The 18592-nt window shown below is 67.2% G+C and carries 16 protein-coding genes and 1 pseudogene; 4 read left to right on the top strand and 13 right to left on the bottom strand.

The features are described 5' to 3' along the window. Positions 1-60: 60 nt before the first annotated feature. Positions 61-297 carry a hypothetical protein gene (locus LG391_RS09090; protein ID WP_225767694.1) on the bottom strand — a complete coding sequence of 79 codons (237 nt, stop codon included), beginning with the start codon at positions 295-297 and terminating at the stop codon, positions 61-63. 338 nt (positions 298-635) lie between these two features. Between LG391_RS09090 and groL the strand changes: the two genes are divergently transcribed. Then, complete coding sequence (groL, locus tag LG391_RS09085) at positions 636-2261, top strand: chaperonin GroEL (protein ID WP_225767693.1); 1626 nt, start codon at positions 636-638, stop codon at positions 2259-2261. Positions 2262-2294: 33 nt separating this feature from the next. Here the strand turns inward: groL and LG391_RS09080 are convergent, their stop codons facing one another. The 5 genes from LG391_RS09080 to LG391_RS09060 form a co-directional block, all read right to left on the bottom strand. After that, complete coding sequence (locus LG391_RS09080; RefSeq protein ID WP_225767692.1) at positions 2295-2609, bottom strand: hypothetical protein; 315 nt, start codon at positions 2607-2609, stop codon at positions 2295-2297. 34 nt (positions 2610-2643) lie between these two features. Continuing rightward, the gene (locus tag LG391_RS09075; protein ID WP_225767691.1) at positions 2644-3942 is read right to left on the bottom strand and encodes a glycoside hydrolase family 130 protein; all 1299 of its coding nucleotides are present in this window, start codon (positions 3940-3942) and stop codon (positions 2644-2646) included. A 35-nt stretch (positions 3943-3977) separates the two neighbouring features. Further along, a complete protein-coding gene (locus tag LG391_RS09070; protein WP_225767690.1) occupies positions 3978-6260 on the bottom strand; it encodes a glycosyltransferase family 4 protein in 2283 nt (760 codons plus the stop codon). Positions 6261-6348: 88 nt separating this feature from the next. Beyond that, the gene (locus tag LG391_RS09065; RefSeq protein ID WP_193366467.1) at positions 6349-6489 is read right to left on the bottom strand and encodes a hypothetical protein; all 141 of its coding nucleotides are present in this window, start codon (positions 6487-6489) and stop codon (positions 6349-6351) included. A gap of 76 nt (positions 6490-6565) precedes the next feature. Then, a complete protein-coding gene (locus tag LG391_RS09060; protein WP_225767689.1) occupies positions 6566-6778 on the bottom strand; it encodes a cold-shock protein in 213 nt (70 codons plus the stop codon). Between the two features lie 446 nt (positions 6779-7224). Here LG391_RS09060 and LG391_RS09055 point away from each other — a divergent pair, with 446 nt between their 5' ends. Further along, a complete protein-coding gene (locus LG391_RS09055; protein ID WP_225767688.1) occupies positions 7225-7671 on the top strand; it encodes a tetratricopeptide repeat protein in 447 nt (148 codons plus the stop codon). A gap of 116 nt (positions 7672-7787) precedes the next feature. Further along, on the top strand, positions 7788-8252 hold the full coding sequence (locus LG391_RS09050; RefSeq protein ID WP_225767687.1) for a hypothetical protein: 465 nt from the start codon (positions 7788-7790) through the stop codon (positions 8250-8252). 32 nt (positions 8253-8284) lie between these two features. Here the strand turns inward: LG391_RS09050 and LG391_RS09045 are convergent, their stop codons facing one another. Both LG391_RS09045 and ltrA read right to left on the bottom strand, forming a co-directional pair. Next, on the bottom strand, positions 8285-9343 hold the full coding sequence (locus LG391_RS09045; protein WP_225767686.1) for a fatty acid desaturase: 1059 nt from the start codon (positions 9341-9343) through the stop codon (positions 8285-8287). 1015 nt (positions 9344-10358) lie between these two features. Further along, positions 10359-11690: a group II intron reverse transcriptase/maturase gene (ltrA, locus tag LG391_RS09040; RefSeq protein ID WP_225767685.1), complete on the bottom strand. Its 1332-nt coding sequence runs from the start codon at positions 11688-11690 to the stop codon at positions 10359-10361. Positions 11691-12492: 802 nt separating this feature from the next. On the opposite strand from ltrA, the gene LG391_RS09035 reads away from it, so the two are divergent. Beyond that, positions 12493-13389: a LysR family transcriptional regulator gene (locus LG391_RS09035; protein ID WP_225767684.1), complete on the top strand. Its 897-nt coding sequence runs from the start codon at positions 12493-12495 to the stop codon at positions 13387-13389. 19 nt (positions 13390-13408) lie between these two features. On the opposite strand, the gene LG391_RS09030 is transcribed toward LG391_RS09035, so the two are convergent. From LG391_RS09030 to LG391_RS09010, 5 genes and pseudogenes are all read right to left on the bottom strand, one after another. Then, a complete protein-coding gene (locus tag LG391_RS09030) occupies positions 13409-13795 on the bottom strand; it encodes a cytochrome c family protein (protein WP_225767683.1) in 387 nt (128 codons plus the stop codon). A gap of 34 nt (positions 13796-13829) precedes the next feature. Beyond that, positions 13830-15980 (bottom strand): molybdopterin cofactor-binding domain-containing protein, encoded by a 2151-nt coding sequence (locus LG391_RS09025; protein ID WP_225767682.1) that lies wholly within the window; start codon positions 15978-15980, stop codon positions 13830-13832. Between the two features lie 23 nt (positions 15981-16003). Then, positions 16004-16210, bottom strand: coding sequence for a 2Fe-2S iron-sulfur cluster-binding protein (locus LG391_RS09020; protein ID WP_308013036.1), 207 nt, complete (start codon positions 16208-16210; stop codon positions 16004-16006). Between the two features lie 97 nt (positions 16211-16307). Then, positions 16308-16601 (bottom strand): annotated as a pseudogene (locus LG391_RS09015) (conjugal transfer protein TraG); the annotation flags it as partial. 148 nt (positions 16602-16749) lie between these two features. Continuing rightward, positions 16750-18480 (bottom strand): DUF3363 domain-containing protein, encoded by a 1731-nt coding sequence (locus LG391_RS09010; RefSeq protein ID WP_225767681.1) that lies wholly within the window; start codon positions 18478-18480, stop codon positions 16750-16752. Positions 18481-18592 lie beyond the last annotated feature (112 nt).

The raw sequence follows: 18592 nt of genomic DNA, 5'->3' as shown, positions 1-18592 counted from the left end.
GCGCCGGGGATGGGCGGGCATCGGCAGCCGCGTGCCGGTCGGTGTAGGCCCCAGGCCGGATCAGCGGCCGTCTGATCGGCGCGGGGCGCCGGAATCGCGCTCGGCCGAACGCGACAGCTCATGCTCCGGCACCATCCGCTCCTCGCTTCCGCGCACGCTGCGGACCCGGTAGAGCGGACCGGACGTGTCGCTGGGATAATGGGCGAGCACCTTGAACGCCCCGTCCCCGGAGTGTCCGGACAGCGATCGGCGGGAGACCTGCCCGACGCTGCCGATGGCGGATTTGTAGGCTTTCATGGGTGATGCTCCTGACGGTTCCGGGATGGCCCGCGGCGAAGCGGATGCCGCCGTCGCGGATGCGATCGGACCGGCCGCACGTCCCGCGCGGACTCGCCGCTGCTCATCAATGTCTGAAAGACAGTTTCTAGAAAAACAGAATTCGAATATAAAATCAAATCCAAATATTATTTTTGGCGGCCGAATATTGTTTATTGAATTTGCCGGCTCTGGTTCCCATATCTGTGAGATATAGAATTTTGTAGCTGCCTCTCAAGACGAGCCCTTGGATGCACTGGCCGGATCAATGCCGGGACAAGTCGCAGCGGGGCGTTCAGCATCATCGCAAGGACCAGGACATGCCGGCGAAAGACGTCAAATTCAGCACCGAGGCGCGCGACAGGATGCTGCGCGGTGTCGAGATCCTGGCCCGGGCCGTCAAGGTCACGCTCGGCCCCAAGGGGCGCAACGTCGTGCTCGACAAGTCCTGGGGCGCGCCGCGCATCACCAAGGACGGGGTGACGGTAGCCAAGGAGATCGAGCTGGCCGACAAGTTCGAGAACATGGGCGCGCAGATGGCGCGCGAGGTCGCGACCAGAACCGCCGACCTGGCCGGCGACGGCACCACCACCGCCATCGTCCTGGCCCACGCCATCGTCCGGGAAGGCGCCAAGGCGATCGCCGCCGGGCTGAACCCGATGGACATCAAGCGCGGCATCGACCTGGCCGTCGCCGCGGTGGTCGAGGAGGTCGGCAAGCGGGCCAGGACCATCTCGACCAATGACGAGATCGCCCAGGTCGGCACCATCTCGGCCAATGGCGAGCGCGAGATCGGCGAGATGATCGCCAAGGCGATGAAGAAGGTCGGCAATGAGGGTGTGATCACGGTCGAGGAGGCCAAGAGCTTCGAGACCGAGCTCGATATCGTCGAGGGCATGCAGTTCGACCGCGGCTACATTTCGCCCTATTTCGTCACCAACGCCGAGAAGATGATCGCGGAACTGGAGAACCCCTACATCCTGCTTCACGAGAAGAAGCTGCCGAACCTGCAGTCCTTCCTGCCGCTGCTCGAGGCCGTGGTCCAGGCCGGCCAGCCGCTGCTGATCGTGGCCGAGGATGTCGACGGCGAGGCCCTGGCCACCCTCGTGGTCAACAAACTGCGCGGCGGCCTCAAGGTCGCGGCGGTCAAGGCCCCGGGCTTCGGCGACCGCCGCAAGGCGATGCTCGAGGATCTCGCCATCCTCACCGGCGGCCAGGTGATCTCCGAGGATCTCGGCATCAAGCTTGAGACCGTCACCCTCGACATGCTCGGCCGGGCCAGGAAGGTCGTCATCTCCAAGGAGGAGACGACGGTGGTCGACGGCGCCGGCGCCAAGACCGAAATCGAGGGCCGCACCAGCCAGATCCGCGCGCAGATCGAGGAGACCACCTCGGACTACGACCGCGAGAAGCTGCAGGAGCGCCTGGCCAAGCTGGCCGGCGGTGTCGCCATCATCCGCGTCGGCGGCGGCAGCGAGATCGAGGTGAAGGAGCGCAAGGACCGGGTGGACGACGCGATGCACGCCACCCGCGCCGCGGTCGAGGAGGGCATCGTCGCCGGCGGCGGCGTCACACTGCTCTACGCCAGCCGCATCATTGACACGCTGAAGCCGGAGAACACCGACCAGAGGGTCGGCATCGACATCGTTCGCCGGGCCCTGCAGGCGCCGGTACGGCAGATCGTCGAGAATTCCGGCGGCGACGGGTCGGTGGTGGTCGGCAGGCTGCTCGACAGCAAGGACCACAACTGGGGCTACGACGCCCAGAAGGGCGAATACACCGCCATGGTCAAGGCGGGCATCCTCGACCCGGCCAAGGTGGTGCGGGTCGCGCTGCAGAACGCCGCCTCGATCGCGGGCCTCCTGATCACGACCGAAGCGATGGTGGCCACGCGGCCGGATGCCGCCGGCCCGGAGGCTCCGAACGGCGGAGGCATGGACTTCTGAACCCGCCGCCCCGGGACCGGCGTCGAAGCAGCGTCAGGGCAGGACGCCGACGAACACCCGCCGGTAGCCGCTGATCAGATCCACGGCGGAGGTCGCCGTGGCCCGACTGAGCTGCTCCATCCCGGCGTCGCCCTCCCGCTCGACAAGCTGCACCAACTCCTGGAACCGGCGATGCGCGATCGTCGCCGGGTCGATCCCGGCCCTGTCGTGCAGCATAACGAAACCGGGCTGTGGCAACTCTTGCGCCAGGACTCGAAGCAGGTCGAGCAGCTTGGCACCGGTGTCGACGCGGTGCCACCGGTCTCCGTCCCAGACCGAGATCGTCGGCCGGATTTCCATCTGCATCATGCATCTCCGTGTCTTGTCACGAGCGGCCGCGGCGTCAGCCCTCCATCGCCGCCAGCAACGCCGCGATCTCGATCGTCGCGAGGGTGGAGAAGGTGTCGGAGACCGCGTAGGGCAGGACGATCTGATCACCGTGCCGCATCGCCCCGCAGGTGTAGACGACGTTGGGTACATAGCCTTCGCGTTCCGACGGCTCGGGCCGGACCAGCGGTTCGCGCGACCGGGCGAGGACCTTGGAGGGATCCTTCTTGTCGAGGAGAACCGCCCCGATCGAATACCGCCGGATCGGCCCGACGCCATGGGTCAGCAGCAGCCAGCCCTCGTCGAGCTCAATCGGCGATCCGCAATTGCCGATCTGCACGAACTCCCACGGAAACCGCGGCTTAAGGATGAGCCGGCCGCCTTCCCAGACATGCAGGTCGTCGGACCGGATCAGATACAGGTTCTCGTTGTCCTGCCGCCCAATCATGGCATAGCGGCCGTCGAGCCGGCGGGGAAACAGGGCCATGCCCTTGTTGCCGGCGGCGTCGCCTCGCAGTGGGACCATCCGGAACGAGACGAAGTCGGTGGTCTCGAGCATCTCGGACCGGATCCCCAGGCCGCTATAGGCGGTGTAGGTGGCGCGGAAGACCGTGCGGCCGCCCTCGTCGAATGCCACGAACCGCGCATCCTCGATGCCATGCGCCTGGGAGTCCGTGACGGGAAAGATCACCCGCTCGCTGATATCCTCGTCTGGCTCGAAGGCCAACTCCACCACGTCGCCGAGCGGGCCGGGCGTCCGCCGCTCCACGCCGGGAACGGAGGCGAGCCGGGCCGACGGATCGATGGCCAGGCTGCCATCGGCCATGATTGAGCCCGACCGGAACGTCAGCGACGAGATATGCCCCTCACCGATGGCGCGGAGGCTGAGCACGAAGCGGCACCCGCCCTCCGGCGCGCCGGACTGGTCGGGATGGAGCACGATGCTGGGGTTGAACAGCGCTGCCGCCTCGAAGGCGTATTCCAGCAGGAAATAGGCGCCGACCAACTGGCGCTGCGTCTCGGTGAAGCGGGTATGGGTCGCGAAGGCGTCCTCCATGTCGTCCGCCCGGGCCTCGAACCGCTCCAGCAGGCGGCGGTGGCGGCCTTCGAAATTCGTCAGCACCTCGGCCAGCTGGTCGGCGGCCGCCTCGGGCTCCAGCGCCAGCACCCGGTCGACGATGTGGTTGGCGCGGGACTTGTCGCCGGGATTGAGGTCGCGAGGCTCGACCGCCGGCTTGAACGGGCGAACGACCACGCGGGAGGGATCCGGGCGCAGATGCAGGGCCGCCCGGTTCAGGAAAGTGATTTGCGACAAGACGTCCTCGGGCAGGTCAAGGGAAGATCACGCGCTCACGTCTCGGCCAGGCGCGGCACGAATTTCGCCCGGCCGTCCATGACATGCGCGATGCGGCGCATCTCCAGCTGGCTGAGGAGATAGGAGACGATGGATCCGCCGCCCTGGTTCTCTTCCCCCGGGTGGGGATGCAGGCCGTCGCGGCAACCGCCGGTCTCGGCATCGACCAGGGGCAGCCCCAGGTCGTTGGCGCCGAGAAACCAGCCGAAGGCGCGCTCCGCGTTGGCTTTCCATTCAGGGTCGCCCTCGACGCGCCACGCCGCCAGGCAGGCGGAGACCGCGGCCGTGACCTCCAGGGGCTGCTGGTCGAAAGGCCGTGGCGCCGTCCGCCGGTCGCTGAAGCTGCTCGACCCGACCGGCCGGAACACGCCCGCCGGCGTCGTCTGCTGCGACATCAGCCAGTGCAGGGTACGCAGACCCGCATCGACAAACTCGACTGATCGGACGGCCATGCCGGTGATGATCAGGGCCTGCGGCAGCCGCGCATTGTCATAGGCCAGCCCGTCCTCGAACCAGGCCCAGCCTCCGGTCTCGACGGCCGCCAGGATCGACATCAGCCTCGTGGCCAGGGCGTGCCGGACCCGTTCGGCAAGGGTATCCTCGGCCGTCACGGCGCAGTAGGCGTCGAGCCCGAGCAAGGTGAAGGCCCAAGCGCGAGGCGAGCCGAAGGTCTCCGCTGCCGGTAGCGCCTCGGCGAACAGCGCCGTGGCCCAGCGCCGGCGCGATGCGCTGGCGTCGCTGCGGGCGCATTCGCCCAAGGCCCAGAGCGTTCGGCCATGACTGTCCTCCGAACCGCTCTCCTCCAGCCAGCGCCGGTCGAAGCCCATGAAGTTGCGGAACCGTCGCGTGCCGGGATTCCAGGCATGCTGGACGAAGGCCGCCAACCGGGCGGTCAGGGTATCGGGCAGGCCCAGTTCGCCCGGATAGTTGAGGGCGCAGGCCACCAGCAATGCACGGGCGTTGTCGTCGACGCAGTAGCCATGGGACCGGTCGGGCACCGAATGCACGGCATGCTGGAACAGCCCGGTGTCGTCGCACATCGACAGGAAATGGCCGAGCTGCATCGCCGGCGGCGCGAAGCGGGGACTGGCCGGCTCACGCCCATCGGGTCGCTCGACCACCCGGAACCGGTGCCCCTGCCGCGCCTGCTCGAAGACGCTCCGGTACTGCTCCGCCGTGCGCGCCCAGGTCATCGACCGGCTGCCGGCATAGGCGCGACGGCGCATCGCCTCACGCCGGATGTCGTCGGTCAGCAGTCCCGCGACCGCGGCGCCGGTGGCTGCGGCGTCGCTGGACGGGACCAGGATGCCGCGCCCGTCGGCCAGCAGCTCGCGGGCGTGCCAATAGGGCGTCGAGACTACCGCCTTGCCGAGGCCGAAGCTGTAGGCCAGGGTCCCCGACGTCATCTGCGCCTCGTCGAGATAGGGCGTGACGTAGACGTCGCACATCGAGATGAACTCGAGCAGCGTGGCCAGATCGACGAACTGGTCGAGCAGCACGACATGCCCTTCAACCCCGCGATCCCGTGCCCGGGCGGCCAGGCTTTCGCGGTAGGTCTCACCCTGGTCGCGGACCAGGTTGGGATGCGTCGCGCCGAGCACGACATATACCGCGTCGGGCTGGCTGCGCAGGATCTCGGGCATGGCGTCGATCATGACCTCGATGCCCTTGTTCGGGGACAGGAGGCCGAAGGTCAGGATGACCGGCCGCCCGGCGAAGCCCAGCCTGGCCTTCGCCGCGGTGGGCTCGGTGAAAGCGACGTCGGGGATGCCGTGCAGGATGACGTCGATCTTGTCCGCCGGAACGCCATAGACCGTCCGCAGCAGGTCGCGGCCCTTCCGGGCCATGACGACGACCCGCACCGACGCGCCAATGATCCTGCCCAGCACGTCCCGCTGCGCCGCCGTCGGCTCGGCCAGGACGGTGTGGAGCGTGGTGACCACCGGCATGGTCAGGCCCGACAGCAGCGCCATGACATGGCAGCCGGCCTCGCCGCCGAAGATGCCGAATTCGTGCTGCAGCGAGACCACGTCGAACCGGCCGGCGTTGAGGATATCGGCCGCCCGGACATACTCCTCGATCCGGTCGTCGGCGATCTCGATGCGGACGGCGGGCGGGTAGTCATAGGCCTGGCCGTGATCGGTCATCGCCGCGATGCAGGTCTCGGCGACCGCCTCCGACGCCGCCACCGCCTGCTGCAGGTCGGTCGTGAAGGTCGCGATCCCGCAGCGGCGCGGGAGCGAATTGCCGACGAAGGCCACGCGAATCGGCTGGGTCACGGCAGCGCCTCCATCGGAACGGCCGCCGGCCCGTCGCGGCGCGGCGACGGTCCGGCGGCATGGAAAGGGTCGGTCGATGCGCCGGGCCTCAGCTCTTCTTCTTGCTCTGGCCCGCGCCCGGGGCCGCCGCCCGGCTCAGCGCGCTCATGGTCGCGCCATGAATCACCGGCTTCGCAGCCTGCTTGGGTTTCCGGATTTCCCGATTGCTACGCTTCTGCCCTTTGGCCATGAGATCTCCTCTGCGCCCGATGGGGACGGCGCGCTGTGTGTGATGACGGAATGCTGCGGCGGTCGCGCTGGCGCGGTCACTCCACGGCCTTGAGATTGTCCGCGGTGGGCTTCCCGCTCCGCTGGTCGGCGACCAGATCGAAGCCCAGCCGCTGACCCTGGGTCAGCTGGCCGAGGCCGGAGCGCTCGACGGCGGTGATGTGGACGAAGGTGTCCTTGCCTCCTTCATCCGGCGTGATGAAGCCGAAGCCCCTCTGGGCGTCGAACCATTTGACGGTTCCCGTTGGCATGGATTCCTCTTTTCGCAGGCACCGGCCCGGCCGGGCCGCGACATTCGCGGGGACGACCGAACTGGCATTCAGATGAGTACCTGGGTTTCCGTTGCGCCTATGGGCACAAGGACGGATCTCTATATCCGGAATTGATCCAGTGATCCTGGACCAGAATCATCGAAATCCCCAGAAAATACGACCGTCGATTCGAAAAAAATACGTCACCGAAATTGACCTCGGATATGTGATATATTTCAATCGCATATAGATATCGGCGGAATCTGGAAATATAATTCTGAAATGAGTCGTGACTTTTTCGGTCGCAATACCTGATGGTCGTCACCATATTGATTGGCACGAAATGGGAAATCCTGTCCGGAGCTGAGTTCTCTCGCGTTCCTGGATTTCGGTGCCGCCATCGAGGGCTGCCGTGCGGCTCCATACGCCGGCACAAGGAGACATCATTGAAGATCGACAGCATGAGACGACTGCAGCGGGACGCCGAGCTCGGCGATGCCGTTGCGCAGTTCAATCTCGGCATCGTCTATGGCAATCGGAGCGGCGAACCCGGCCATGCCGTCGAGGACAGACGGATGGATGCCATCCGGTGGCTGTTGCGCTCGGCGAACCAGGGGCTGCCGCGGGCGCAGAACCGGCTGGCCGAAATCTATGTCGAAGGTCCGGACGCGTCGAAGGACGCGGTCAAGGCGTGTGCCTGGTTTCTCCTGGCGGCTGCGGGGGAACTCGGTGCCCGGGGGCAGACCGCCCGATCGGGCTACGAGCGTGCCGCAGCGCTTCTGAGCGCGACGCAGATCGCGCAGGCGCATCGCCGGGCGGCGCGCTGGAAGCCGAAGATCGAAGCGGAGAACGCCCAAGCGGACGCGCCGATCCTGGCGACGGTGCTGCCATGAAAGGTTGGTTCGTCCCGCCGGTCGTGATCCCGATCGGCCTTGTGGTGCTGATCGTCATCTACGCCGCCGCCCGAGCCCTCGCCTAGCCGCAGGTCCGGTCGAGGAGAGGGAGCCGAATGACCCTGCGGACAAGTAGCGGGACCGTCTGCTTCACCCGGCCGTTCACGCTGAGCGGCATCGACGGGCCGCAGCCGCCCGGAACCTACACGGTGGAGACGGACGAGAAATCGCTCGATGGCTCGTCGCCCCCGATCTACCGGCGGGTCGCGACGATGATTCGCCTGCCCGGCCGGCCCGGGAGCGGCGAGCTCGTCCAGGTCGTCACCGTGGATCCGGACGAGCTGGCCGCGGCCCTGCTGCGGGATGCCCCGGCGCTGGCGGCTCCCATCCCGGACTCACCCGAGGCAGAGCCAAGGGCCGAGGTTCCGCCGCGAGACGCGGGGAGGCCCCCTGCGCCACGCCCGTTCGACCGGCTGCTGGACAGCTGGCGATACTGGGCGGCGACCAATCCTCGCGCGCCGGGCTGGATCATCGCGATCGTTGCCGGTGTCCTGTTCGCCATGCTCATCGTCGCTTGGTGATCGGGCGGATCCCGGCACGGGGTCGGCTGTGATCAGGCCCGGCTGACGGCTGCGGCTGGGAAGCCGACCATCTGCTGCCGCTTCTCGTCCCACAACGCAAAGAACGGCGCGCGCAGGGCATCCCACAGGCTCAGGCTCGGCACAGCATGCAACTGCTGGACCGCGGCGTGGCAGGCCGGCAGGCGGTAATTCGGGATGCGCGGATTGAGGTGGTGGATATGGTGGAACCCGATATTGCCGGTGAACCACTGCAGGATCCGCGGCAGCTTCAGATAGGATGAGCCCTGCAGCGAGGCAGCGCCGAACCGCCACTCCGCGTCCCGCCGCCACAACGTCTCCTCGAAGCGATGCTGAACCGCGAACAGCCAGACGCCGATGATCGAGGCGATCACCATGATCGGCAGCTGGACCAGCAGCACGCGCTCGAACCCCAGGGTGAGCCCAAGCCCGACGACGAGAATGGCGATGCCGGCGTTGGTGGCATGGACCGACAGCCGTTCCCGGCGCCAGTCTCTCGGCGTGTCGAACGGAATCCGGTACAGCAGCAGGAAGACCAGCGGCGGCAGCAGCAACCCGGTGATCACCGGGTGGCGGCTAAGCCGATACAGGAAGCGGCGGCGCGGAGAGAGTGCCTGATACTCCGACACAGTCAGGCAGGTCGAATAGATGTCGGCCCCGCTGTCGCGTCGGTCGAGATTGTTCCAGACCGCGTGGTGCCCCGCATGTTGGCGGCGCCAGTTCGCGAAGGGCGTGAAGGTGATCAGGCCGCACAGGCGGCCAAGCGCGATGTTGGCGCGCCGCGAGCCGAAGAATGACGAGTGCCCGCAATCATGCTGGATGATGAAGAGGCGAACGGTTAGGCCGGCCGCGATCACGGCCAGCCCGAGCGTCAGCCAGTACGACACCCCGAAGCTGGCATACATCGTGGCACAGACCGCGACAAAGCCGGCAAATGTCGATACCAGCTGCCACACCGCCCTCGACAGGCTCGGCGTCCGGAAGCGGGCGACCGCAGCCCGTAGCCCCGCGTCGGCGTCGAGCGGCAGGCGCGGCTGTGCCGTCACGGGCGTCGGGTCGGGAGTGCTTTGCATACTTGATCCTGAACTGCCCGGCGCAGCTAGGCGGCGGTGTCCGTGAGAAATTTCGAGAGCAATGCAGCCGACAAGCAACGCTCCACAACAGCAGTGGTCAAACTTCGAAAGGTGCGGAAAGCTAGCCTCGGTGCTCGATCAGGAGCGTTGAGAGCTGGCCGAACAAATCTAGGTCGACGACTAATATATGGGAACGGCCATCGGCGATTTTAAGCCGCCGAGATGTATAACCGCGATGTGGCCGGCAGCAGAGATCTGCCGACCGGATGGCCTCACGGCTCGGATGTCCGGCCTCGGCTGCGCCGGATTCCAGCCCTCACCGTGGAGGAATTGTGGATGGAGTTGACGGCAGCGGCCTGATCCATCGCCCGGCGCACCGACTGATCGAGATCGCCTCGGTCTTCCGCACCATATCGCGATAGGGAGGCATGCCTCCGCCGTTTGGCCAGGAGCCCTGACCGCCTTCGAACGTCATCCGTGGGGACGAACCCACCTTCACTCTGACGTCCAGTTTCCGAGAACCACCGCAGCAGGGGATGTCCGGTTCGGAGCGCTCTGGACGGCGTCCCGATGGCGGCAACGAGCCGCCTGCGGTCATGGCGCGTCTCTGGCGGCAGACCTCGATGGCGAAGTGGGCTGCGCCTACGGTCACGGCGCCAATGGCTTGGCCCGCCCCTCCGACGGTGAAGGCGTGGTCCAGCGTACGACGTGCGCTACTCCTGTGGTGGCCTCGGTCCTCGATGCCGGCTTAGCCTTCCGTTGTGAGTACCGCAGAACGAGGAAAGCCCCGCCTTTTTTGGGGCGGGGCTCTGGATCAGACCTCGATGTGGATCGAGTTATAACAAAGCTGGTTGCGGTAGAGTCGAGATGTGGCGCGGCGGCTTTAGGTTCGAACATATCTGTTCCCGCCTCTTTCGTCTGGCGGTGCCTCACTGGTTCGACCATGGCTCCGTTTCCACATCCCGCTCATCGAACCGGACATGCGGATCTCCCGCATCCGGCTCTCGGACAAGACTCACGCCTTCGCCCACGGCACGTCGTGCCCAAGCCTGTTCAGACGCACGAGCCCGTAATGCCCGTAGAGGTGCGAGAGTGGATAGCTCCCACACCGTTGCCGTCTGGACTTGTGCTTGGCGCGCAACCACCGGCGCAACCGCACCGCGGCGTAGCTGTCGAGCGCTCGGTACGCCTTGCTGACGGCGCCTACTTGGAAGTAGTTCGCCCAGCCGCGTAGCGTGCGGTTCAACTGCCCGACCAGCGTTGTGGTCTCTTGCCATGTCCCCGCCCGGTCGGTGAGCGCGTGGATTTTCTCCACAGCGCTCTTGATGCTCTTCTTGGATGGCCGGTGCCCCAGGTACGCCTGGCCGGTCCTCGCCGAATACATCCGTCCGAACGTGTAGCCCAGGAAGTCGAACTCCTCTTCCGGAACCTTGCAGATGCGTGTCTTCTCCTCGTTCACCGTCAGCTTCAGCTTGCTCATGATCTCGCGCAGCCGTCGCAGAGCCTCTTCGGCTTTGCCCTTTTTGCACAGGATCACGAGGTCGTCGGCATAGGTCACGATGCGCGTTCCGAGGCTGCGTTCCAGCCCGAGCTTCTTCCACCCCAGCACGAACCGGCGCATGTAGATGTTCGCCAGCAGCGGTGAGATGGGTGAGCCTTGCGGGATGCCCCGCCGGCTGTCCCGGGCTTCGGTCGTCCGCTTCCTCCGTCCTCGATCGTCGGTTTCTTCCACCGGGCAGTCCAGCCACATCCTGACCAGGCGCAGCACGCGTCGATCGACGATCCGGCGTGCCACACACTTCATCAGTTCGGCATGGGGGATGCTCCCGAAGTAGTCCGCGAGGTCGGCGTCGACGACTTCCGGATGGCCATGGAACAGCTGCCGGTCCACTTCGACCACCGCCTGCCGGGCATTCCGCCCAGCACGGTAGGCGTATTGTTCCGGTGGCAGGTCTGCCTCGAAGATCGGTTCCAGCACCAGCATCGCTGCTGTCATGCAGACCCGATCCCGCACCGTCGAGATGCCCAACGGCCTCAGCTTGCCGTTGGCTTTCGGGATATACACTCTTCTGATCGGATCAGGGCGGTAGCTCTCCTCCCTGAGCGCAAGCGCCAGTTCGCCAAGCCATCGCTCCACGCCATACGCTTCGATGTCCGCGAAGTCCTGGCCGTCGACTCCCGGTGCCCCCTTGTTCGAGCGGCACTGGGCATAGGCTTGCGCCAGGATGTCCCCGCGGCTGATCTTGTCGTGCAGCGCGTAAAAGCGATAACCCGCTTCTGCCTTCGCTTTCGCGTGTAACGCCGTCTGCAGCTTCTGGACACTCTTCGGAGTTGATAGGTCGCCCAATCTCCCGGCCCCTCACCGCGTCTTGCGTCCGTCTTGAACTGAGGCCCCTTCCCTCCACCGGCATTACCCGGCCTCACCGGTACTACGGGCCTCTCCGCCACCCCAGCGCGCCCGGCCTCTCCCTCACGGGCCTCCGGTTGGTCATCCCTGACCACGCTCTGGGGCTTCCCGTGTTGCGTACGCTTTCCTTGTGTACATGCTGCCGCCACTACCCCGGTGCAGCAGCCGGGCGTCGTCTCGCTCTTGCACCCAGCCATATCAGCCTTCCCCGATGTCCCTGTCGGGTCGGCCTGCACATTGGTTGTTTCGAGGCTTGCTCGGCGTTCACTCACGTTGCGGCCTGCACACGCGCACGGTCACCAAGTCGTGACCGCTCTATCCAGAGGCTTCAGACATTTCGTCTCCTCCATGCCTGCTCCGGTTGCTTCCGGCTGGAGCGTTCGCCGGGTGGGACTCTCACCCACTGGAAAACACCGCCTTTCACGGCGCACGGGACCCGCAACCAACGATTCTTGCGGTTAGCCGAGAGCATGGTCCCGCGGCTCGCCGGATAAGACGATAAAGCTTACTACGAAGCCCGCGCGGCCAGCCAGACCGCCTCCCGGACGGACCGGTCGCGCAGAACGCCCAGAGCATGCAGCGTGTCACCGCGGCGACCACCGCAAGCTGGAAGTCTGCGAGCTCATTCCTCCGCAACGGTCGAGTGCCGATACTCGGCATGCCGAGCACGGTTGCGCTGGATGCAAGCGACGCTTTTATACGGTCCGGACCTCAATGCCGGCAGGCTTGACAGGAGCGACGGATGGATCGGCTGAAGGCGATGGAGACATTTGTCCGTGTGGTGGAGACCGGAAGTCTCTCCAGGGCGGCGAAGGCGCTCGGCCTGCCTCGCTCCTCCGTCACCATGACGATGCAGCGCCTGGAGCATCATCTAGGCGTGCGGCTCCTGCATCGCAGCACGCGGCGGCTTGGTCTTACCGAGGAAGGGGAACTCTATCTCGAGCGCTGCCGCGCCATCCTGCTCGACATACAGGGTGCGGAAGACAGCCTGCGCCCGGACGGGCGAGTGAGCGGGCGCCTGCGGGTCGATATGCCGCCGGTTATCGGTCGTTCGATTGTCCTGCCGGCGCTGGGTTCGTTCCGCGAGCGCTATCCCGATGTCGACATGGCGATCGGCATGAACGACCGGCTGATCGACCTCGTCCAGGAAGGCGTCGACTGCGTCATCCGCACCGGAACCCTTCCCGATTCCAGCCTCATGACCCGGCGCGTCGGCAGCTATCGCTGGGTGGTGTGCGCCTCGCCGGACTACCTGGAGCGCCATGGCGAGCCGCAAGACGTTGCGGCGCTCACCGGCCACATGCTGCTGGGCTATTCCTCGGCTCACAACGGCCGTCCCGACAAATGGGTGATGACCGAAGGCGATGTCTCCCACGCGATCGAGCCCCGCGGAGACCTGGTGGTCGACGAGACCTTCGCGCTGCTGGATCTCGCCTTGGGAGGCTTCGGGCTGGCCCGCCTGTCGGACTTCATCGTGGCCGCCGATATCGCCAGCGGGCGCTTGCGCGAGGTGCTCGGCCAGTGCCGCTCCGACCACGTGCCGATCTCCCTGCTGTTTCCACCGTCACGGCAGGCTTCGCCTCCCGTCCGGGCGTTCATCGACTGGGTGACGGCACTGTTTGCCAGCCGCGGTTCATGAGGCACGACCGCCCGTCCGGCTATGGCGCGCCAGGTGTCGAGGCCAGCGTCTTCAGATAGGTGATGACGTCCTGGCGGTCGTCGGCCTTCGGCAAGGCGATGGTCATCCGCGTGCCGGGCACGAGCTTGGCCGGCGCCTCCAGAAACCGGTCGAGCGTGGCTTCCTCCCAGGTGAGGCCGCTTGCGGTCAGCGCCGGCGAGTACTTGTAGCCGGTGACAGAGGCGGCCGGCCGCCCGACGACGCCGGCGAGGCCGGGCCCGACCCGGTTCTGGGCTGTTGCCGCGTGGCAGACGGCGCATCGCTTGAACACGGTCTCCCCTCTTGCGGGATCGCCGTCGGCGCGGGCGGGCTGGATCGTCGAGACGAGCAGAAGGGTGGCGGCGAGCACACCGGTGATCGATCGCATGGGACACCTGCGGAATGGGACAATGGTCGAGGCGTTAGCCGCCGAGCGCTTCCGGCGTGATCGGCAGATGCCGGAGGCGTTTTCCGGTTGCCGCGAAGACGGCGTTGGCGACGGCCGGCCCGATGCCCGACGTGCCGGCCTCGCCGACGCCGAAGGGAGCGGTACCGCTTTCGACGATGTGCACGGTGATCCGGGGCGCCTCGTCCATCCGCACGGCCGGGTAGCTATCGAAGTTTCCCTGTTCGACGCGTCCATTTGAAAAGGTGATTTCGCCATAGAGGGCGGCGGAGATGCCGAAGATCGCACCGCCCTGGATCTGGGCAGCGATGGTATCCGGGTTGATCACCTTGCCGCAGTCGACGACGGAGGTGACCTTCGTCACCCGCGTGGAGCCCCGTTGGTCGACCGTCACCTCCGCGACGTGCGCCAGGATGGTGCCGCCGAAATCCTGGATGAGGCTGATGCCGCGGCCCGTTCGCTCGCCCGCCCTGGCATCTGGCAACGGCGTCCCCCAACCTGATTTCTCCGCGGCCAGGTCGAGCACGGCGCGCAGCCGCGGATCGTCCGCCAGATGCATGCGGCGGAACGCCAGCGGATCGATACGCGCCGTGGCGGCCAGTTCGTCCATGAAGCTTTCCACCACGAAGGCATTGTGCGTGGTGCCGACACCGCGCCAGAAGCCGGATCGATAGGCCGGGCTTTCGCGGCGCACATATGCAACCTGTACGGTCTCGAAGGCGTAGGGGCCGACGGCGCTGGTGGTCGCGTCGGGATCGAGGCCATCGCTGCGGATCGCGGCTGGCAGCCAGCGCGTCAGCGGCGAGGGGCCGACGACGCGATGAGCCCAGCTGGTGATCCGGCCGGAGGCATCGAGGCCCGCCTTCAGTACGTTCAGATAAGCCGGGCGATAGAAGTCGTGCCGGGTGTCCTCCTCACGGCTCCACACGACCTTCAAGGGATGATCGACCTGCCGGGCGAAGAGCACCGCCTGGGTGACATTGTCGGATTCTGCCCGCCGGCCGAAAGAGCCGCCGAGATACTGGTTGTGAACCTCTACCTTTTCGATAGGCAGACCGGCGGCCGTGGCGGCCGCAGCCTGCGCGCGCGTCGCCGCCTGGGTGCCGATCCAGACCTCGCACCTTCCGTTGTGGAGATGGACCGTGCAGTTCAGCGGCTCCATCGGGGCATGGGCGATCATCGGCAGGCGGTACGAAGCCTCGATGATGTGTGCCGAGCGGGCGAGGCCGGCCGCCGCGTCGCCGGCGGACGGACCTGGCACGCCAGCTTCCGAACCGGCCATCTCCAGATCCGCGAACAGCGCCGCTGTCGAGAAAGCGGCGTTCGGACCGTCGTCCCAGGCAACCTCCAGGGCGTCGAGCCCTTTCTTGGCAGCGGCCCAATGGTCGGCCACGACCGCGACCGCATCGTCGATGCGCAAGACGTTGCGCACGCCGCCGATCTTCCGCGCGGCCCTGTCATCCAGTGCGGCGAGCCAGCCTCCGAGCACCGGGGAGGCCATGACAGCCGCGACCTTCATGCCGGGAAGCCGCACGTCGATGCCATACTGGGCGGCGCCCTGCACCTTCGCGGCCGAATCCAGCCGCCTGTGCGATGTGCCGATGAGGCGGAAGCCTCCCGTCTTCAGCGGTACATCATGAGGGACCGGCAGCGTCGCGGCGCGGTCGACGAGGTCGCCATAGCCGATCCGCCGCTCGGTCGGCATGTGGAAGACGGCGCCGTCGCGGGCCTGGCACATCGCGGCGTCCACGCCCCACACCGATGCCGCGGCGGCGACCAGCATCTGACGCGCGGTTGCGCCGGCCCGCCGCATCGGTTCCCAGGCCGCCCGCATCGAGAGCGAGCCGTCGGTCTCCTGATCGCCCATGATCGGGTTGGCGTAGAGCGCGTCATCTGCCGGAGCGTGCGCCACGGTGACGGCGTCGAGGTCGATCTCGAGCTCCTCGGCGATCAGCATCGGGACCGAGGTATAGGTCCCCTGGCCCATCTCCACGTAGGGCACGATCAGCGTCACAGCGCCGTCGCGGGCGATGCGCAGAAAGGCATTGGGTGCGAAGACGAGAGGCTGATCGGCCGGCGCGGCGGCGGACTCGGCTGCGAGCGGCACGCCGATCATAAGCGCGCCTGCAGCGGCCGCCCCGGTGACCAGGAAGGCGCGGCGGGACATGCCCGGGTGCGACATAGGCTTCGTCACTGCCGGCTCTCCCGAACCGCACGGCGTCCGGTCGCCACCTGCCGGATCGCATCCTTGATGCGGTTATAGGTGCCGCAGCGGCACAAATTGCCGGACATCGCCGCGTCGATATCATCATCGGTGGGATGGGGATTCTCAGTGAGCAGCGCTGTCGCCGACATGATCTGCCCAGGCTGGCAGTAGCCGCACTGGACCACTTCCATGTCGAGCCAGGCCTGCTGGACGCGCCGGCCGGTCTCGGATGCCGCGACGCCCTCGATGGTGGTGATCCGCGACGAGCCGATTGAATCGATCGGCGTTTGCCCGCCAGATCGACATGCCGATCGCGATCCCGATCGCGGCGAAGCCGCCAGCGGCGGCGATCAGCCCGGCCTCGAGGAACAGGCCCGGCGCATAGGCGTCGTACCAGTACCACCACCAGAACAGCGCCGGCGGCGGATAGAGCGGCACGCCGCCGAGCTCGGCCCAGGGACTGCCGAGCTCGGGTTGGTAGCCGAGCCGCCAGGCGGCCCACTGGGTCGCGCCCCAGACGGAGGCGAGCACCACTGCGAAGACTACGACGATCTGCCCCCAGAGGATCTTGGTTCCCGACATGCCGCACCTTGCGAGAAGCACCGCATACGCGATGTCGGGAAGCCCGGTCGCAAGGCAACCGCCGAAAACCCGCCGTCGCACATGCGGCGAACCCATCGCGCCAAAACAGGCCCTGTGCGGTGCGTCTACCAGGGAGACGCCGCCCCTCTCAGATCCCGAGCCCCCGCTTTCGGCCGAAGCTCCAGTCGACGCCACCGTCGGCCCGAACGATCCCGGAGACCTCCTGTCCGAGGCGCCGCTCCAGCATCGGCGACCAGGGCACCAGGCTGAAGCCGAAACCGTCATCGATCATGGCGAAGCGGCCGGAGGCCAGGCCGAACCGGCGGCGATAGATGCCGCCGACCGGATCACCAGCAACCGCTTCGGAACGTGCTAGGCCGGTCTCCGTCGCCAGCGCCGCCGCGGTGGCATCGAGCTCGCGCCGGCGCAGCGCGTCCAGCAGGTTGCGTACGAGGACCACCCGCTGGTTCTGCCTGCGCGCGAGGCCGTCCTCGGCGAGCCGCTCGATCCGCATCTCCAGGGCTGCGCGGACCTCGGTGCCGAAGCCACCCTCCGACAGCGTCGCCGGCTCGCGCGCGACGAGATGGCGGTCGAGCCAGGTCGCTCCGCGGGCGCTGACCTGCGCCTGGATGTCGAGATCCGAGCGCGTGATCAGCTCCGCCCTCCCTGCCCGGATCTCGACGATGCCGCCGAGCGGCGGCGCGTGCTCGAGTGCGCCGAGGTCCGGGAAGCGGAGATGGTGGACCCGGCCGTCGATCCCGTCGATGACGGCATAGGCGGTGCCGGCGAGCTCGTCGTGCAGGCCCTTGTCGACGAGGCGCCCTATGACGGGGCTCGTCGTCCCCGCCCCATGGATGACGTAGTCGCCGAGCGCCCGTTCCGTCCTCTGCCCGGCCAAGCTGTGGTGCATGGTGCGGATGATGTCGCCGCGGTCGCCGAGCTCGCGCAGCGTGCGCTCGGCCTCGGCCGCGACCACCCATTGGGCCGGGCCGGCCGGTGCTGCGAGTCCCATCCGCTCCAGCCGCTGCAGCCGGCCGATCATCAACCGGCGGAGATCAGCAGCGTCTTCGCCGGATCCGACGGGCCGCAGGTCGATGAAGCCATCCTCATCCGCCATGCGGCGGATCTCGGGGTCGAGCCGGGTCCAGCGCTCGGCCTCGACCTCCCGCTCCAAGGCGAGTCGCACCGCGTGCTCGGGCTTCGGGCCGAGCTCGAGCGTCACCAGCGCCTCCGCTCGCGCCCGCAGACCGCGGCTGATGTAGTCGCGGGCGATGACGAGATCGCTGCCGCCCTCGGCGACGCCGCGGACCAGGAGATGGACATGCGGATTGTCAGTGTTCCAGTGGCCCACCGCGATCCAGTCGAGCCGGGTGCCGAGGTCGCGCTCCATTTGCCCCGCCAGGTCCCGGGTGAAGGCCCGAAGGTCGGTCATCTCCGCCGCGTCCTCCGGCGAGACGATGAACCGGAAATGATGCCGATCTTCTCGGCAGCGCGCGGCGAAGGCAGCATCGTCCGTCACGTCACTCCGGGCGTCGAACATGCGGGCTTTCTCGCCGTCCCGGGTGACGCCCTCGCGCTTCAGATAGGCGAGGTGGGCGGTGATCGGCGCCGAGCGGAAGGTCCGGCCCTTGTGCCGGACCACCCGGGCCTTGACGACGACGCGGCGCCCGGGCGCAAAGGGCCGGTCGCGGCTGAAGGCGAGCCGCCCGCGGCCGAAGCCCGACCGGCCCGGCCGCGGCTGTCGTGTCGAGCGCGGTCCGACATGCCCAGCCTTGTTCGCCGCCTTCAGCACCTGGGAGATGAAGGTCGGCCGGCGGCCGCTGCCGCGGCTGCGGATCCGTCCGAGGCGGATTCGAAGATCGTCGTCAGACGTGCCCATTGCCGATCACCCCGAAACCTTCTCCAAGCCCAGTGCTGCGAAGGCCATTGATCCGATTGGGAATTCCCTTGCGGCGGCACTCTCCGAACCTCGCGTGGCCGCAGAAACACGA

The sequence above is a fragment of the Inquilinus sp. Marseille-Q2685 genome (assembly GCF_916619195.1).
Taxonomy (GTDB): domain Bacteria; phylum Pseudomonadota; class Alphaproteobacteria; order DSM-16000; family Inquilinaceae; genus Inquilinus.
This window is presented reverse-complemented; position numbering and strand designations above follow the sequence as displayed.

Coding starts and splice junctions, on each gene's coding strand:
- LG391_RS09030 (WP_225767683.1), bottom strand. CDS start 13,795: ATGCGATCGATCACCGGTGTGCTCGCCGCCACCCTTCTGCTCGTCTCG.
- LG391_RS09050 (WP_225767687.1), top strand. CDS start 7,788: ATGACCCTGCGGACAAGTAGCGGGACCGTCTGCTTCACCCGGCCGTTC.
- LG391_RS09035 (WP_225767684.1), top strand. CDS start 12,493: ATGGATCGGCTGAAGGCGATGGAGACATTTGTCCGTGTGGTGGAGACC.
- LG391_RS09025 (WP_225767682.1), bottom strand. CDS start 15,980: ATGTCCCGCCGCGCCTTCCTGGTCACCGGGGCGGCCGCTGCAGGCGCG.
- LG391_RS09020 (WP_308013036.1), bottom strand. CDS start 16,210: ATGGAAGTGGTCCAGTGCGGCTACTGCCAGCCTGGGCAGATCATGTCG.
- LG391_RS09090 (WP_225767694.1), bottom strand. CDS start 297: ATGAAAGCCTACAAATCCGCCATCGGCAGCGTCGGGCAGGTCTCCCGC.
- groL (WP_225767693.1), top strand. CDS start 636: ATGCCGGCGAAAGACGTCAAATTCAGCACCGAGGCGCGCGACAGGATG.
- LG391_RS09060 (WP_225767689.1), bottom strand. CDS start 6,778: ATGCCAACGGGAACCGTCAAATGGTTCGACGCCCAGAGGGGCTTCGGC.
- LG391_RS09010 (WP_225767681.1), bottom strand. CDS start 18,480: ATGGGCACGTCTGACGACGATCTTCGAATCCGCCTCGGACGGATCCGC.
- LG391_RS09045 (WP_225767686.1), bottom strand. CDS start 9,343: ATGCAAAGCACTCCCGACCCGACGCCCGTGACGGCACAGCCGCGCCTG.
- LG391_RS09065 (WP_193366467.1), bottom strand. CDS start 6,489: ATGGCCAAAGGGCAGAAGCGTAGCAATCGGGAAATCCGGAAACCCAAG.
- LG391_RS09080 (WP_225767692.1), bottom strand. CDS start 2,609: ATGATGCAGATGGAAATCCGGCCGACGATCTCGGTCTGGGACGGAGAC.